Origin of the sequence: Thermoanaerobacterium sp. CMT5567-10 (genome assembly GCF_030534315.2) — a bacterium.
Taxonomy (GTDB): domain Bacteria; phylum Bacillota; class Thermoanaerobacteria; order Thermoanaerobacterales; family Thermoanaerobacteraceae; genus Thermoanaerobacterium.
In genome coordinates this window covers 2611166-2626523 of the sequence record NZ_CP130558.2, presented here as the reverse complement: position 1 = coordinate 2626523, position 15358 = coordinate 2611166, and the positions used below count along the sequence as shown (strand labels likewise).

The 15358-nt window shown below is 30.9% G+C and carries 14 protein-coding genes; 2 read left to right on the top strand and 12 right to left on the bottom strand.

Going from position 1 to position 15358, the window contains the following annotated elements; translation table 11 throughout:
* Positions 1–33: 33 nt before the first annotated feature.
* The gene (locus Q2T46_RS13355; protein ID WP_013298350.1) at positions 34–600 is read right to left on the bottom strand and encodes a GNAT family N-acetyltransferase; all 567 of its coding nucleotides are present in this window, start codon (positions 598–600) and stop codon (positions 34–36) included.
* A 161-nt stretch (positions 601–761) separates the two neighbouring features.
* Between Q2T46_RS13355 and Q2T46_RS13350 the strand changes: the two genes are divergently transcribed.
* Both Q2T46_RS13350 and Q2T46_RS13345 read left to right on the top strand, forming a co-directional pair.
* Complete coding sequence (locus tag Q2T46_RS13350; RefSeq protein ID WP_303265085.1) at positions 762–1847, top strand: endospore germination permease; 1086 nt, start codon at positions 762–764, stop codon at positions 1845–1847.
* 114 nt (positions 1848–1961) lie between these two features.
* A complete protein-coding gene (locus Q2T46_RS13345) occupies positions 1962–2804 on the top strand; it encodes an aldo/keto reductase (RefSeq protein ID WP_303265086.1) in 843 nt (280 codons plus the stop codon).
* A 63-nt stretch (positions 2805–2867) separates the two neighbouring features.
* On the opposite strand, the gene Q2T46_RS13340 is transcribed toward Q2T46_RS13345, so the two are convergent.
* From Q2T46_RS13340 to Q2T46_RS13290, 11 genes are read right to left on the bottom strand one after another with little or no spacing between them, the layout of a single operon-like run.
* Positions 2868–4196 carry an ADP-ribosylglycohydrolase family protein gene (locus Q2T46_RS13340; RefSeq protein WP_303265087.1) on the bottom strand — a complete coding sequence of 443 codons (1329 nt, stop codon included), beginning with the start codon at positions 4194–4196 and terminating at the stop codon, positions 2868–2870.
* Position 4197: 1 nt separating this feature from the next.
* A complete protein-coding gene (locus Q2T46_RS13335; protein ID WP_303265757.1) occupies positions 4198–4593 on the bottom strand; it encodes a PfkB family carbohydrate kinase in 396 nt (131 codons plus the stop codon).
* Between the two features lie 44 nt (positions 4594–4637).
* The gene (locus Q2T46_RS13330) at positions 4638–6272 is read right to left on the bottom strand and encodes a beta-N-acetylglucosaminidase domain-containing protein (protein ID WP_303265088.1); all 1635 of its coding nucleotides are present in this window, start codon (positions 6270–6272) and stop codon (positions 4638–4640) included.
* 2 nt (positions 6273–6274) lie between these two features.
* Entirely contained in the window at positions 6275–7810 is a 1536-nt protein-coding gene (locus Q2T46_RS13325) for a DUF4127 family protein (RefSeq protein WP_303265089.1), read from the bottom strand.
* Positions 7807–8727 carry a GNAT family N-acetyltransferase gene (locus Q2T46_RS13320; protein ID WP_303265090.1) on the bottom strand — a complete coding sequence of 307 codons (921 nt, stop codon included), beginning with the start codon at positions 8725–8727 and terminating at the stop codon, positions 7807–7809. The genes Q2T46_RS13325 and Q2T46_RS13320 overlap by 4 nt, the downstream gene beginning before the upstream one ends.
* A gap of 26 nt (positions 8728–8753) precedes the next feature.
* Positions 8754–10118, bottom strand: coding sequence for an FAD-dependent oxidoreductase (locus tag Q2T46_RS13315; RefSeq protein WP_303265091.1), 1365 nt, complete (start codon positions 10116–10118; stop codon positions 8754–8756).
* A 12-nt stretch (positions 10119–10130) separates the two neighbouring features.
* On the bottom strand, positions 10131–11351 hold the full coding sequence (locus tag Q2T46_RS13310) for an alpha amylase family protein (protein WP_303265092.1): 1221 nt from the start codon (positions 11349–11351) through the stop codon (positions 10131–10133).
* 12 nt (positions 11352–11363) lie between these two features.
* Positions 11364–12200: a carbohydrate ABC transporter permease gene (locus tag Q2T46_RS13305; RefSeq protein WP_311062266.1), complete on the bottom strand. Its 837-nt coding sequence runs from the start codon at positions 12198–12200 to the stop codon at positions 11364–11366.
* A 25-nt stretch (positions 12201–12225) separates the two neighbouring features.
* Positions 12226–13107 (bottom strand): carbohydrate ABC transporter permease, encoded by an 882-nt coding sequence (locus tag Q2T46_RS13300; RefSeq protein ID WP_303265094.1) that lies wholly within the window; start codon positions 13105–13107, stop codon positions 12226–12228.
* A 55-nt stretch (positions 13108–13162) separates the two neighbouring features.
* Positions 13163–14464 (bottom strand): ABC transporter substrate-binding protein, encoded by a 1302-nt coding sequence (locus Q2T46_RS13295; RefSeq protein ID WP_303265095.1) that lies wholly within the window; start codon positions 14462–14464, stop codon positions 13163–13165.
* Entirely contained in the window at positions 14465–15352 is an 888-nt protein-coding gene (locus Q2T46_RS13290; protein ID WP_303265096.1) for an ROK family protein, read from the bottom strand.
* Between the last annotated feature and the right edge of the window lie 6 nt (positions 15353–15358).

Genomic DNA, 15358 nt, shown 5'->3' with positions numbered 1-15358 from the left:
TATAGGGAAAGCTTAAAAATCTTATATACGCTTTTAAAAATTTTTTTCGCTTACGATTTTTTTGATATAGACTGATTCATATTCGTCTTCCAATATATCCATGATTATCTCGTCATACCTTTCACCTGCTATTCTTTTTGCTTCTCTTATCCTCCCTGCTTCTTTGAAGCCAACTTTTTTGTAGCAAGATATAGCCGGTTTGTTGTAAGAATAAACTCTTAAATAAATATTGTGCATATTAAGAATGCTGAATCCAAAATCAAGTGCTAAATTAAGTGCCTCTTGACCATAACCTTTGCCCCAATATTCTTTATTGCCTATAAATAATCCTACTTCAGCAACTCTATTTATGTAATCTAGTTTAGGAAAACCAAGATTGCCTATAAGCTGGTCTGTCTTGATGTCTACTATGGCAAAATTGTATTCTCTCGATAATGTTTCTAAAATTTCTTTTTCTTTCTCTTTTGTAACAATCTGTGATGCAAAAAGCATTCCAGCCGCAACTTCCATGTCATTTACCCATTCTGAGTATTTTTCGTAATCATCCACATTCATAGGCGATAAGTAACACTTTTCTCCTATTAATTTCTTGTAATACATGTAATCTCCCCCAGTTAAATGTAATATTAATACAATTTTATTTTTTCAAATTTCATATGTCAAGAAATTTTCGTCATTTGTGTATCTTCCGTTTCCTCGAATAATTTGTAATTAACATTTAAAACTAATAATGTCACTATTGAAATGTGAGGATGTTGTATATGAAAAGTGTCACGCAAAAAGAAATTTTTTATGCTATGTTTTTATTTGAAATAGGAAATACTATTTTATTTGCTCATGGAATATCGGCAAAACAGGATTCATGGATGGCAGTCTTATTAGCTATGGTGTCAGCACTGCCACTTTTATACTTGTACATTTTTTTGTATAAAAAATATAAGGCTAATTTGACAGAGATATTGAAGTTAAGCTTTGGAAATATTGTAGGAAGAGCCTTGTCTGCAATTTACATGTTCTATTTTTTTTACATGGCAGCACGTGTCACAAGAGATTATTTAGAACTTAGCACAGGCAGCATCTTTCCTTTGTCGCCTATTAAGGTTATAGCAATATTTTTGATGATTGTGGTAACATATTTTATACTTTTTGACATAAGTGTAACTTTAAAAGTGGCTAGCATTTTATTGCCTTTTTTTATATTTTTAATATTTATTGTATTTATCTTTGCTTTTACAATACCTTGTTATAGTTTGAATAAGATCTTTCCGATATTTACAGGTGGAATAGTACCGATTATAAAAGCAGCATACCCACAAGTACTGACTTTTCCATTTGGAGAAATCATTGTTTTTATGATGATATTTCCAGAAGTTCCAAACAAAAAGGATCTATTCAAATATTCTTTTGTTGTATTTATACTGACAGGGTTGTTTCTTGCATTCAATAATATAAACATTATATCTGCTATTGGCGTCTATGAAGCTTCTAGGATCAATTTCCCATTTTATTCGATGACGCGGCTTATTTCACTAGGCTTTTTTAGAAATCTCGATTCTTTGTATATTGCTCTTATGATAATAGGCAATTTAATCAAAATCATTATTTTCGCTTACGCTGGTTTGAAAGCATCTCAGTCAGTTTTTGATATAAAGGAATATAAATTTTTGCTTATTCCAACTGCTGCAATCATTTATGCTCTGTCAATTATCACAGCAGAATCATATTTTATACAAATACCAGTTGAGCTTCCACTGGTGTCCCTTTATATCCATGTGCCGCTGCAAATTATAGTACCTTTACTTTTGTTAATAGCTTATTTTGTTAAAAAACGCAACTTAAAATCGTAAATTAATTTATTCATTTTAGCAAGACACTATCTTAAAATTAACTAGAATATATTACATATTTCTCTTGATTTTGCTATTTTTGTGTTATATTATAGCCTTAAAGGAGTGATATAAATGATTAAAAGAACTCTAGGAAAAACTGGCGAGGAGCTTTCGATTATTGGTTTTGGCGGAATACTAGTTATGAATATGGAGCAAAGTAAAGCTAACAATTTGGTATCTGATGCAATTGATCGAGGAATTAATTATTTTGATGTGTCCCCTAGTTATGGTGATGCAGAAATCAAACTTGGAAATGCTTTAGTAGGTAAAAGAGATAAAATATTTTTGGCATGTAAAACTGATGGTAGGACAGAAGAAAGTGCTTTAAAGGAAATGACAGAGTCTTTTAAAAGACTGAAAACTGACTATTTTGATTTATATCAATTGCATGAAATGAAGACAGAAGATGATTACAATAAAGCTATAAGCCCAGGCGGTGTGCTAGAGCTTTTAGACAAAGCTAAAAAAGAGGGAAAAATAAGATATACTGGGTTTTCAGCACATTCTGTTGATATTGCCTTGAAACTTTTAGATTCGTTTGATTTTGATGCAATATTGTTTCCTGTGAATTTCGTAAATTATTTTAATGGCAATTTTGGACCCCAAGTTATTGAAAAGGCAAAATCAAAAAATATAGGCAGGCTTGCCATAAAGGCAATGGCATTTACGACAAAATCTCAATACGATACATCACATCCGAAAACTTGGTATATGCCAATTGAGGATAAAGAGGTAGCAAAACTGGCATTGAGATTTACATTGTCACAGCCAATAACTGCTGCTATACCTCCTGGTGATGAATCATATTTCCCAATAGCCTTAGAAGTTGCAGAAAACTATAAAGAGATAACAGAAGATGAAATCAATCATCTAAGGGAATTCGCTAAGGGTATAGAGCCTATATTTCATGCATAAAGATGGAAAAGCCAACCACTTCTAATGTGAAGAGGTGGTTGGAGGTATATTTTACAAATTAGATTAATCTTTCTTAATAAGATTTAACGTCTCTTTTGCAAGATCTGAAACCTTAACCAAATTATACTTGTAAACCCCTGTCATAGCAGTATCACATATAGGTTGTATAAATTTAGCAGGCAATTTTTTTGCACCAATCATAAGTCCAACAATTGAACCTACTGTAGCAGCATTGCAGTCTGTATCTAATCCACTCATTACAGCTAAGCATATTGATTTTCCAAAATCTTTATTGCCATAAATTAACGATAAAGCAACTATACAAGCATTATTTATTGTATGGACAACATTATAATGCCCATATTTTTCATATATTTTATTAAGACATTTTTCCCAATCAGGCTCAATTTTGCTCCAATTTATCACATCCTGTATTGCTACTTTAAGTCGACTCTCTTTTGGAATTACAGAAAGTCCCGTATTAATAACATCTATAGGATTGTCAAATAGATATGCGGAAGCTAACATTGCAGATATAAACATTTCACCATAAATTCCATTTTTTGTATGAGATATAGAAGCATCGCAATATGCATATTCTGCCGCTCTCCATGGATCTCCTGGATTTATATACCCCCAAAGATCACCCCTAATCATCGCACCAATCCATTCTCTATATGGATTCCTATATATTGCAGATTTGGGTGGCATAATAAGTTGACATAAATTTGAATATGCAACTCGTTCAGCGGTACAAGTATGTAAAATAGGAAGATTATTTAACCATGCCTCAGCAACATCTTCAGAAGTAAAATTTTTCCCATATTTTTTTGCAATTTCAAGGCATAACACTGTATAATTAATATCATCATCTTCTGGACTATGTCCTTCATTATAACTATACTTTTTTAAATTGTTATCAAGCCCAAATTTTTTATAAATTTTATCACCTAAATTAAAATCTATGTATTCATTTAACGGCCACTTTCCAATCTCTATCAAAAAAGCCTTAATGCTATTTTTGCCCATAGTCATACTATATGACTCTAATGGCTGTCCTAACCAATTCCCTGCTATTCTTCCTAACCATGCACCATAGATTTTATCATATATAATCTCATCATCAATACAAATGTCCATTTTGGGAAATTCTGAAATATTGTTTTTTATCTCTTCTAATGTATTTGGTTCATCAAATGGGAAATCATCTTTTACTGGTAAATTATTTAATTCATCAAGGAGCGCACCTGAATATTTTTCTCTATTTTCATATGATTCATTCTCAATAGATTTTACTTTTTCTTCATAATCTTTTATATCCTTTCCTTCTTCCTTAGCTTGAATTAATTCCAATTGCACTCTCTCCCAGTTTGTCAAATACCATGTCTGCATACTACACACCTCTATATTCTTTTATAAATTTGTTAACTTCATCTCTATCAGGAATTGACACTTGCGCGCCTTCCCTTGTTACTGCTATTGCAGATGCATATGTTGCATAAATAATCGATTCATCAATGCTTTTATTCTCACTAAGCAATGTTGCTAATGCACCTATAAAAGTATCTCCTGCAGCGGTTGTATCAACTGCATGAACTTTAACTGAAGGATAATATTTTGTAATCTCATTATTCATTAAGAAAGAACCTTTTTCGCCAAGAGTTGTAATAACATTTTTTACACCTTTATTTAATAAGAATCTTGATGCTTCTATTAAAGATTCTTTATCAGTAATTGTTTTTCTTGTTAAAAAAGATAGTTCCGTTTCATTAGGTACAATTAAATAAATATAATGATATATATTTTCCGATTATACTTCCTACAACTATAACTTTACTCATACTTCCTCCGTCCTAATTCATCAATTATGTTAACATAAAAATCATATACAATCTTATCCAAATATTTATTTTCAATTTTTCTGCTTTCATCTAGCAATTCTTCCAAAACATCAATATTTTCTTTATCTTTTAATACGTTTATAGCTATTCTTCCTATTTTACCATCTATTTTTATCCTTTTATACCACGGTCTAATATCTTGCAAAAATCTCTTATTGTTAACAAATTTCTCTAAATTATCCGGCAATTCATAAATTGATTCGAATATCTTACCAAGTTTTTCCAAAATGATATTATCTTTTGTTAGTTGATATTGTTTTATCAACTTACTTACGCGAGTCTCAAGAGGCCACATTGGAGGATTTTCAGCATTCTCACATAAAAATTTGACATATTCCCAACCCTCTCCACCTATCTCTTTATAAGCTTTTTCTAAAGCTATATACGGGTTATATGCTTCGGGATTCCACATATAATATGAATAAGTAATAAGTGATATCTTAGACGCTTCGGCTTGGTTCATTGGATTTGATAATATATACCTACAATTATGTTTATATAATTCACGGCTTCTATTTATTACTGCACCTAAATATAAATTATCTTTGGAATAATCATTTACAGGATAATTATCCCATAATACAAGCTCATGCTTATATATGTTAGATATATTATCAGCATCAGAATTAGTAATTGTTGGCGCAGTTACACCTATTCCTGTCCAAAAAACTAATATATTTTTATCGAGTTTTTCCCTAAGACTTCTTCTGTAATCAGAATCTTCTTCCTGATGATACTCTGTTGGGCACATTATAAATTCAATATCATTGTATTTATCTTTTAGATAGGAAAAAACTTTATTGCACAAAAATGCATGTGCATTTCCTGGTATCAAAAATTCTTTAATGTCATCTTCATATTTTAATTTATAGTCTATATCATCTAATAACAAAGCAAATTTTCTTACGCCTTTATTTGCAATAATATCGTATTTTTCACATAAAAGCTTAAAATCATAGTCATCTGTATACTTTATAGAGTTTCCAGGACTAACAGAAAACACAAAATCAACGTTTTTTTCATTGCACTTATTTATTAGACCATCCAACTTATTAAGTAAATCTAGTGGATATGGCTCTCTCCATTTTTCTCTGTGATATGGATCATCTTTTGGCGCATAAAAATATGTATTCATTTTATGTCTTCTCAAAAATGATATCATATCAAGCCTATCCTCAAAGCTCCATGGTTCGCCATAAAATCCTTCTATTATTCCTCTCATTTTGAATGAAGGCCAATCGATTATTTCCACCTTAGGTATGATAACATAGTCGCCTTTTTTCTTGAACAGATTAAAGACAGTATCAATTGCATACTGGTAACCCATATCATCACTAAATTCAACTAATATATCATCATTTATTTTTATTCTATATCCTTCACTTGGTATTTTCTCATTTTTATATGTTTTTAGTTTTAAATCTCCATCTGTTCCAGATATTTTTATAAATTCAGGTAAATCAAAATTATCAATTTTTTCTTCAACTGTGATATTTACCAATTTTTTATATATCTTTTCATCACCAGTGAAAAATATTTCTTTAGGTTCTGGTACAATATCAATCATTTTTATCCTCCAATCTTTATCCCTACTTCAAACATCCTATTCCAAGGCATATAAACATCAAAATTGTAATGGAAATCATTTAAATTTTTTTCACTAAACTCAAAAAGTTTCTTTTTAACAATATCGGCTATTAATTTCCCTTTATCCTTTAGAGTAAAATAATTAAGGCCATAAGTGCCTAATAAGTCTGTTACAGAAGATCTTACAAAATGTTGATATCCCCAATCTTCAAGATATCTAAGATATAAAAATTTTTCTGAAGCAATCAATTGGTCTTGTGAAAATATATTTTTGCTAATATAATAAGATGAAATCATACTGTGTGAAGTAACTGTACCTAAGGTATTCGAAGATGTATTCCATCCGCCGTAAGAAAGAAGTTTTTTTAGTAAATTGTACTTCTTAATTAATTGCATTAATTGATTATCCGAGCCATTTGGCATTGCAACATCCGCCACAGAGCATAGTTTACCTTTACTGATATAATAATTGATGGCTTCTACAAATTCATTTAAATTTCTTTCTGGATCAATAATATCAATTTTGCTTAATATGGAATCCCAGCTTTCAGATAGTTTTAACGTGAATTCTGATGGTGGATTAACCATCAAAATAAAATCAGCATCAGAGCTACTATCTATTATTACCCCTCCAGCCGAAATAATATGATATTTAACTGTCTCATTAAGACTTCTATCTTCATATCTAGGTATTAATGTAGAACCTATTTCAGATGAATATCTTATAAAAACTGTTGGTTTTCTATCCTTCAGTTCATTAAAAACTCTCGCCATCAATGTACACCCTACTTCATCTGCACCTGGATATGAATATATCCTATCTGTCAAATCTAGGTCACTTATATATTTCATAACCTTTCTGCGCTCTCTTGCAGAAAACCCATACTTCGAACAATCATCCATTGGAATAATCAAAAAATCAATTATCCCCTCTTTTACGAGATCAACAACTTTCAAATTTATTAGATGATTTACACGTCTTCTGTTTAAAAAATCATTTAATACATCCATAGGAATTTGATTTTTAATTTTATTATATTCACTTATATCTTCATCCGCTGCAACATTAAGTTCTAATTTGTCAGATAAAACCCCATATTGAAATATTTTCTCACCATAATCCTCATAATAATCTGGTTCTTCGTCAGAACTATTATATGATGGTGATCTCATAATAAGATTAAATCCATAAACTCTTAAGTTTCTATTCATAGTTTTTAACTCTTTGATTAATTCAAGTCTCTTAATGCATTCATCAAAAGTCATTTTATGAAGTCTGGATGGAACAATTCCTCCATATAATAACATATCAACTGACACTACAAGATGACTTACATCGTTGATGTTATTGATTATCCAATCTTTAAGTTTATCTACATCTGCTGCACTTTTTTTATTACCAAGTATATCTAATGGAGGTTCAATCATTTCTATATCGCTTATATCCATTATCATTTTAGGATAAATATAATTGCAAGGCCTTTCATCAAGCGGAATATACATTACTTTTTTATTCATTGATTATCCCCCAGTTCTTTAAATCCACTCCTATAAAATTTATATGGTCTAAACCCAAACTGTCCATAAAACTCTTTAAGAATTGTCCAATCTATAATAACATTTCTCGTTCCCCTCATTTTCAATAGATTAAGCGATTCAAGTAATAATTTATTTCCTAGTTTTTTACCTCTATAATCTATGTCAATGCCTATTGGTCCAAGCGATCCATTACCAGTTGCATCCACATTTATCTTACAAAATCCTATTACACTTTTGTCGCACCACATTAATATTATATTTCGGAAATCGCCATCATTTTCGATATAATTATTGATTTCATGCTTCCATCTGCCAGGAAAATTCTTGTCAAAAAATTCATTTAGAGCATTAATATCATTTAATCGAAATTCTTTTACTATATAACTGCTATCCATATTTATTTTAACATTAAGTTTACTAAAATCTAATTTCGAAACATCTGCCATTAAATCATAGTGTGGTTCATTTAACTGAAAGCCCAAATCTTTAAAAAATCGCTCTACTTCATGAGATGGTTCAGGAATGCCAGAAAAGAAATTTTTTATATCACCACCAAGTAAGATTTTTCTAACTCCCAAATTTATAAGCTTTTTTTCTGAGAGTTTATAAAGTGACATTCCATAACCATGATACCTAAATTTTTTGTCAACTAGCAATATATTCAACCATGCACAATTTTCATACTCTTCAATTTTTCTATTATTTAATTTTACTATTATGAGCCCAACAACTTTATTGTCGATTTTTAAAATAAATGAACCATCATTATAAAAATCAACATCATCAAAGACATTTTTTATAAATCTGTTTCTATCTATATGATATTTTTTATCAAAATTATATTCCCATAATTTTATTATCCCATCAACATCTTGTTTTGTTATATTTTCGAACATAATATATTACCTCTCAAATTTGAAATTTATATATCATAGCCATAATCACGCATAATTTTTCTAATTTCACGCCCTTCTATCTTGCTGACCTTAATGCCTTTTTGAATACTATATGCAGCAGCAATACCCGCGGCTTCACCAGTTGCTCTACACGTAGGCTGTATTCTTATTGATGATTGCGCTATGAAAGTTGAAGATATGCATCTTCCAGCAACCAATAATCCTTTTATGTTTAATGGCACAAGACATCTAAAAGGTATCTCAAAATATTCATTATTTTGTATAGGCAGAATCTTAAGTTCGGTTTTCATACCGTGCACATCGACTGGATACGCGGTTTTCGCGATTGCATCATCGAATTTTGATCTTTTATTATAATCATCAATGTTTAAAATATACTTTCCTTTTATTCTTCTTGATTCTCTAATCCCAATCATAGGGGCAACAGATAATATATAACTTTCTTCAAAGCCTGGTATATATTTTTTTAAAAACTTATAAAGTCTTTGTATCATTTCTCTGCCTTTTTGATATGAATAAGATATTTCTTTTGCATTAAGAGCATCCTTTATAGACGGTATCTCTGGACAATTAAATGACATTACACCTGGCATTCCTGGTATCGAAAATGCTTGGAAATAAACCCCATCTTCATAATTAATAACCTTGCCATCAAGACCTTTTTTAAAAACACTTTCAAGTGGAAAATTACTATTCCATACCATTGCAGTTTCAATAAGCGGGTAGTCCAAGCCCCAATTTTGGCCAAGATCTTTAAGAAATGACTGTAATTTTATAAGATCAATATTTCCAACCATAAATCTTAAAGAAATTGCCTGATTCTTGCCTGTTCTCTCATCGCCAATAAAGCATGGTACTCCCGCAGAAAATGCTACATCAGCATCACCAGTACAATCAATTATGACTTTCCCAAAAATTGCACTTATCCCTGATTTATTATGAACTAATACACCTTTTATCGTATAGTCTTCTACTATACTGTCTAAAAAGAAAGTATCATACAAAATTGAACCATTATACTCTAATAACATTTCCTCAAGAACAAATTTCATCATTTCCGGATTAAACCATCCATCGTTTCCACTTGAATCTTTTGCACCATACCCATAATTTATAAGCCTTCTACGAATTTCTTTATCTATAGATGAAGCCGGGTTACCATTTATCTTAATATGCATCATTGGTGTAACCTGAGCGGCAGTTGATGATCCACCAAGGAATCCATATTTTTCTATTATTAATGTCTTGGCTCCTTCTCTAGCAGATGCAATTGCAGCTATAGAGCCTGCTGTACCTCCTCCAACAATTATGACATCATATTTTTCATCTAAAATCGGTATTTTATTATTTTTATATATATAATAATCCATAATGACACATCCTTAATCAATTAGTAATCTCCACCAATTATAATCTTCAATGTAGCTTAGGTCAAATAACATACAGCCTTGTGATTTCTTAAAACACATATCAATTGCTTTTTTAAAATTCTCTGGATTGCCTTCATACTGTTTCACAAAAAGGCTTCCAATGATAGGTACCACATTCATCGTTACTTTATTTGCCATTGTGCCAGAGCCTTCCACGCTATACCAATATGCAGGTTTCCCATTTTTAATCGCCTCATCTATTGTTACATCAGAATAATAAAATCCAGACATCAGTTTATCCAGATATTCAGCATAACCAGTTTTTGAATACTCTTTTCCTACCCACGGATAATCTTCTGGTATATACTTTTCACTAGCCCAATTTGCTCCAACCTGATAATAAATTGGATACCACGATCCTGCATAATCTATAAATTCAATTTTTTTATTTGATTTGTTTATTGTTTCTCTAACTTTTATAATGAACTTTTTGATAATTGATGCCTTAAAAGTTATCCAATCCCCAAAAAGATCACCATAGATAACTTGTTTATCACCATTGTCATCTACTTTAAGTTCATAAATATCTTTAGGCCAATTGTACACTTTCTTCCCTATAAACTCCTCAAATTTATCTTTAGTATATTCGCTAAAATCTGCCGCAAGTCCTATGAATCTGACTCTGTCAAGCACAATACCATCAATATCATAATTATTAATCAATTCATTTATCACACTTTCCTCATACTGTTGTACATCTTCTCTTACGGGATTGACAAAAACATCAGAGAAGTCGTCAATAGAATCAAACGTTTTTAATTCATCTATATCCGTAATTGGTTTTATAGACGATTTACCTTCATTATTAATTCCATATAGATATGTTTGCCAATATGGGTGTTCATAGCATTTTGACAAATTGCTTTTATTTTCCTTATTTCCTTCCGAGAAAACATCAACAGCGGCATATATCCTTAAGTTTCTATCATGTGCTTGTTTTATATATAATTCAAGATAATCTTTATCCTTTTCAAATTCTGAATCATAACAACTATAATGTGGTGCTATTTCACTTTTGTATATACAAAAACTTGATGGATCTTTAACGCTTAGTACAATAGAACCAATTCCATATTTAACACATTTATCAAGTATTTTTTCGAAGTATTTATTATCGAGAATTATATTCTTGTTAGCATGAATTTCTATCCATAGATAATAATCTTTATCCAAACTTACTCCCCCCTAACCTTTTATAGCACCCGCAACAGCATTAATGAAATATTTTTGGAAAGCTAGAAATACTATTATAACTGGAATTATGGATAATACTGTACCTGCAGCTACATAGCCAAATTTATAATTAAACTGGCCAGATAAATATTTTAGAGCCGTTGCTAAAGGATATTTATTCGGATCTTGTAACACAACTATAGGCCACAAAAATGAATTCCATAGACCTATAAAGTCAAATATTACAATCGTAGAGATTGCTGGCATAACTTCCGGAAGCATAATTTTATACCATATCTTAAATTCTGATGCACCATCTATTTTAGCAGCATCAATTAATTCTCTTGGTACAGTTAGATAAGATTGCCTTAAAAGTATTATACTAAAAACAGATACCGCACCTGGAATAATAACACCAGTCAAAGTATCAAGTAAGCCCATTTTTGATATAGTCAGGTAGTTAACAATTAGCCCTGCAGCAGCCGGCAAAATCATGGTACTAACTAATGCAGAAAATATTAAATTTTTGCCATAAAACTCCATACAAGCCAAAGGATATGCTGCAAGTGAAGCTAGTACAACATCAAGTACTATTCCAGAAACTGTTATAATAATTGTGTTTAATATATATTTAGGTATTGATATAAAATTAATCACACCTATATAATTAGCAAGTGTAAATGGATGTGGAATTAAATTCATTGTATAAATATTTTGGCCTGTTTTAAATGATGAAGATACAAGCCAAATAAACGGTCCGGCCAAAAATATTGCTATTATTATCAATATTAAATAAGTTATTACTAATGAAAATATCTTTTTTATAGCTTTTATTCTTTTATAATCCACTGATTTTTTATTTAATGTTTCCATATTAATAATAGCTCATTCCTCCTTTTCTACCTCCATATATGAATACCAAAATACTCAATGCTGTCGTCAAAATAGCAACTAGCAATCCTATCGCCGATGCATAACCAAAGTTAAAATCCGTAAATGCTTTCTGGAATTGATAAACACTCGTTACCATAGTTGCGTCTCCCGGACCACCATTTGTTAAAACATATACAACATCAAATACTCTGACTGCAGATAAAATGCTCATAAATGTACATAGCCATATATATGGTTTTAATAGCGGAATAGTAATTTTGTATAACGCTTGAGTTCTTGTAGCTCCATCAACATAAGCTGATTCTTCTAATTCTTTAGGAATTGATTGAAGTCCCGCTAGATATATCATCATATAATATCCAAGACCTTGCCACATAGTAATAAACATTAATGATAATAGTGCAAACCTTGGATCATTTAAAAAAGATATTGGTTTATTGAAAATACCATGCTCAATCATAAATGTATTAAGTAACCCATGTGGATCAAAGATCCACCCCCATGTTATTGATACAGCAACCATAGAAGTAACAACAGGTATATAGTATAAAACTCTAAAAAATGATATTCCTTTAATTTTTCTATTTACAAATATAGCTAATAAAATTGACAATAGCTGAAGTGGTGGAACGACTCCAACAAATAATATCGAATTTTCTACTGAAACCCAAAACTCATGATCATGTATAGCTCTTGAGAAATTGGCCAACCCAACAAATTTTGATTGCCCAACGACAGAATAGTCATAAAATGCTAACGGTATGCTTGCCACTATTGGATAAAAAACGAAAATTACAAGAAAAATCATAGCTGGCAGAATAAATAAATAAGCTATCAATGATTTCTTTAACTTATTCTCCATTTCTAAAACCCCTTATGGAGCAAGGCTTTTTAAGCCTTGCTCAAAATTATTACTACTATTGCTGCCCTGATAACATTTGATTTACATTCTTTTCAGCATCATCAAGTGCTTGTTTAGGCGTCTTTTGTCCATGAAATGCTTCATCTGCTTCTTTGATTAATTCTGATGTTATGTCACCGCTATTAGGCACACCTAATGTTTTGTCAGTTGATTTGCTTAGAAAATCTGCCGCAATAGATATCGCTTTGCCTTCTAGAGTTGATGTATCAGATTTGAAATAAGAATCTTGTGATGCTTTTATTGTCGACGGAAAAACTTTTGCTTCCTTTGCAAATTCAAGCTGATTTTCATCATTAGTTACGAAGTTTGCAAAATCAATCGCCTCTTTATGATGTTGGCTTTTTTGCATTACTACTAAATCCATTATTGGATTGTCTATAACTCCACTTTTACCTACCAATGGTTGCGTAATATCTGTATTTTTGTAAATATCCGGTGCCTCATCTTTTATACGGGATAAAGATTGTGCTCCAGAGTTTATAAGCCCAAGTTTCCCAGTTGAATAAAGTTGTAGCATTTTTGTCCAGTTACCTTCTGCATCTAACGGGAAAATATCATTCTGATAATATTCTTTAAATTTCTCCAACAATGCTAATGTATCAGGTGTATTAAAAGCAGCTTTTGTCTTGTTTTCGTTAAGTATATTTATATCATACCCCCAGTATGCCTCATTGTGGAAATAGTCTGGAACATATAAATAAGCTCCAGTCTTATCTTTAAATTCTTTCGCCATTTGGAATACATCATCATACGTCTTTGGTGGATTCATTCCTGCTTTTTCAAACAGCGCTTTATTATAAATCATAACTGAAGGTGCACCATACCATGGAAAAGCATATATCCCATCCTTTATTTTTGTTGATTCCCATAATGTTTTTATATATATACTTTTTTGTTCATCTGTTGCTTCTTTATTTAAATCAACCAAAGCTCCTTTTGCTGCTAACTGCAATGCCATATCTGTATTTAAGTTGACAACGTCTGGTACATCATTGCCTGCAGTTGATGCCACTAACTTATTTTGAATTGCGTCATATGGTAAATCTGTCCATTTAATCTCTACATTAGGATGAAGTTTTTTATACTTAGCGAATAAATCATTAAAGTAATTATCAAACTTTGGTCTTAATGAAATTGTCCAAAATTGTAATGTTATTTTTTCAGCAGTATTACTAGAAGTTTTAGCATTATTTGAATTGGACTTTGATGTACTGTTTCCGCATGCAGTAAATGCTGTCACAATCATAACTAGCACCAGCAACATACTTAGTGTTTTCAACATCTTACTTCTAATCATTTAAATAACCCCCTCATTTAAAATTAATTTTGCAGCGCCATATACTGTCGAAAAGTTATTAAGTCCTGCAATAGAAATATTTAAATCACATTTTATTTGCGATTTTAAATATTCCCACCACAGATCTTTTGAATTTGTAACACCACCTCCGAGAATTATTATTTCAGGATCAATAAAATTTCTTATGTTAAAAATTAATAATGAGAGCGATTTTACAAATTCATCCACTACTAACTTTGATATTTTATCGTTTTTCATATACAAATCGAAAACATCTTTCGCACTATTCACCAAATTAGAACCTGCTATTTCATTGTATCTTTTATATATTGCAGTACCCGATATATACTGTTCAACACAACCATTTTGCCCGCAGTTGCATCTTTTGCCATCAGGATACAAAATAGTATGGCCAATTTCCGCTGCGCTGAAATGACTTCCTCTTATTAATTTACCATCTAGTATTATTGCACCTCCAACACCTGTCCCTAAAGTTATCATTAAAACGTCTTTAAAACTTTTAGCAGAGCCTAGCCAATTTTCACCAACAATTGCCGCATTAACATCATTTTCAACTATTGTCTTTGTCCTATATTTTTGAGAAATAATTTCTTTTAAATTTATGCCAGTCCAACCTGGTAAATTATCCGTAGCATAAATAACTTCACCTGTATTAAAATTAATTCTACCGGCCGAACCAATGCCAATTCCTTCTATATCAGTATCAAATAAATCATCTAATACACCGAATAATTTTTTCAATATGTGATCTCTGCCTAAATAAGCATCTGTTGAAGTCTCTTTAAATTTAATTAAATCTCCATTATAGCCAATAACCCCACCTAAAATTTTTGTACCACCAATATCTATACCAATAACTCTTTTCATTTCATA

Bases quoted from the DNA above. Each gene is read 5' to 3' on its own strand.
- Q2T46_RS13330 (WP_303265088.1), bottom strand. From the start codon at position 6,272: ATGATTGATATTGTACCAGAACCTAAAGAAATATTTTTCACTGGTGAT.
- Q2T46_RS13325 (WP_303265089.1), bottom strand. From the start codon at position 7,810: ATGAATAAAAAAGTAATGTATATTCCGCTTGATGAAAGGCCTTGCAAT.
- Q2T46_RS13340 (WP_303265087.1), bottom strand. From the start codon at position 4,196: ATGCAGACATGGTATTTGACAAACTGGGAGAGAGTGCAATTGGAATTA.
- Q2T46_RS13295 (WP_303265095.1), bottom strand. From the start codon at position 14,464: ATGATTAGAAGTAAGATGTTGAAAACACTAAGTATGTTGCTGGTGCTA.
- Q2T46_RS13320 (WP_303265090.1), bottom strand. From the start codon at position 8,727: ATGTTCGAAAATATAACAAAACAAGATGTTGATGGGATAATAAAATTA.
- Q2T46_RS13300 (WP_303265094.1), bottom strand. From the start codon at position 13,107: ATGGAGAATAAGTTAAAGAAATCATTGATAGCTTATTTATTTATTCTG.
- Q2T46_RS13315 (WP_303265091.1), bottom strand. From the start codon at position 10,118: ATGGATTATTATATATATAAAAATAATAAAATACCGATTTTAGATGAA.
- Q2T46_RS13345 (WP_303265086.1), top strand. From the start codon at position 1,962: ATGATTAAAAGAACTCTAGGAAAAACTGGCGAGGAGCTTTCGATTATT.
- Q2T46_RS13350 (WP_303265085.1), top strand. From the start codon at position 762: ATGAAAAGTGTCACGCAAAAAGAAATTTTTTATGCTATGTTTTTATTT.
- Q2T46_RS13355 (WP_013298350.1), bottom strand. From the start codon at position 600: ATGTATTACAAGAAATTAATAGGAGAAAAGTGTTACTTATCGCCTATG.
- Q2T46_RS13290 (WP_303265096.1), bottom strand. From the start codon at position 15,352: ATGAAAAGAGTTATTGGTATAGATATTGGTGGTACAAAAATTTTAGGT.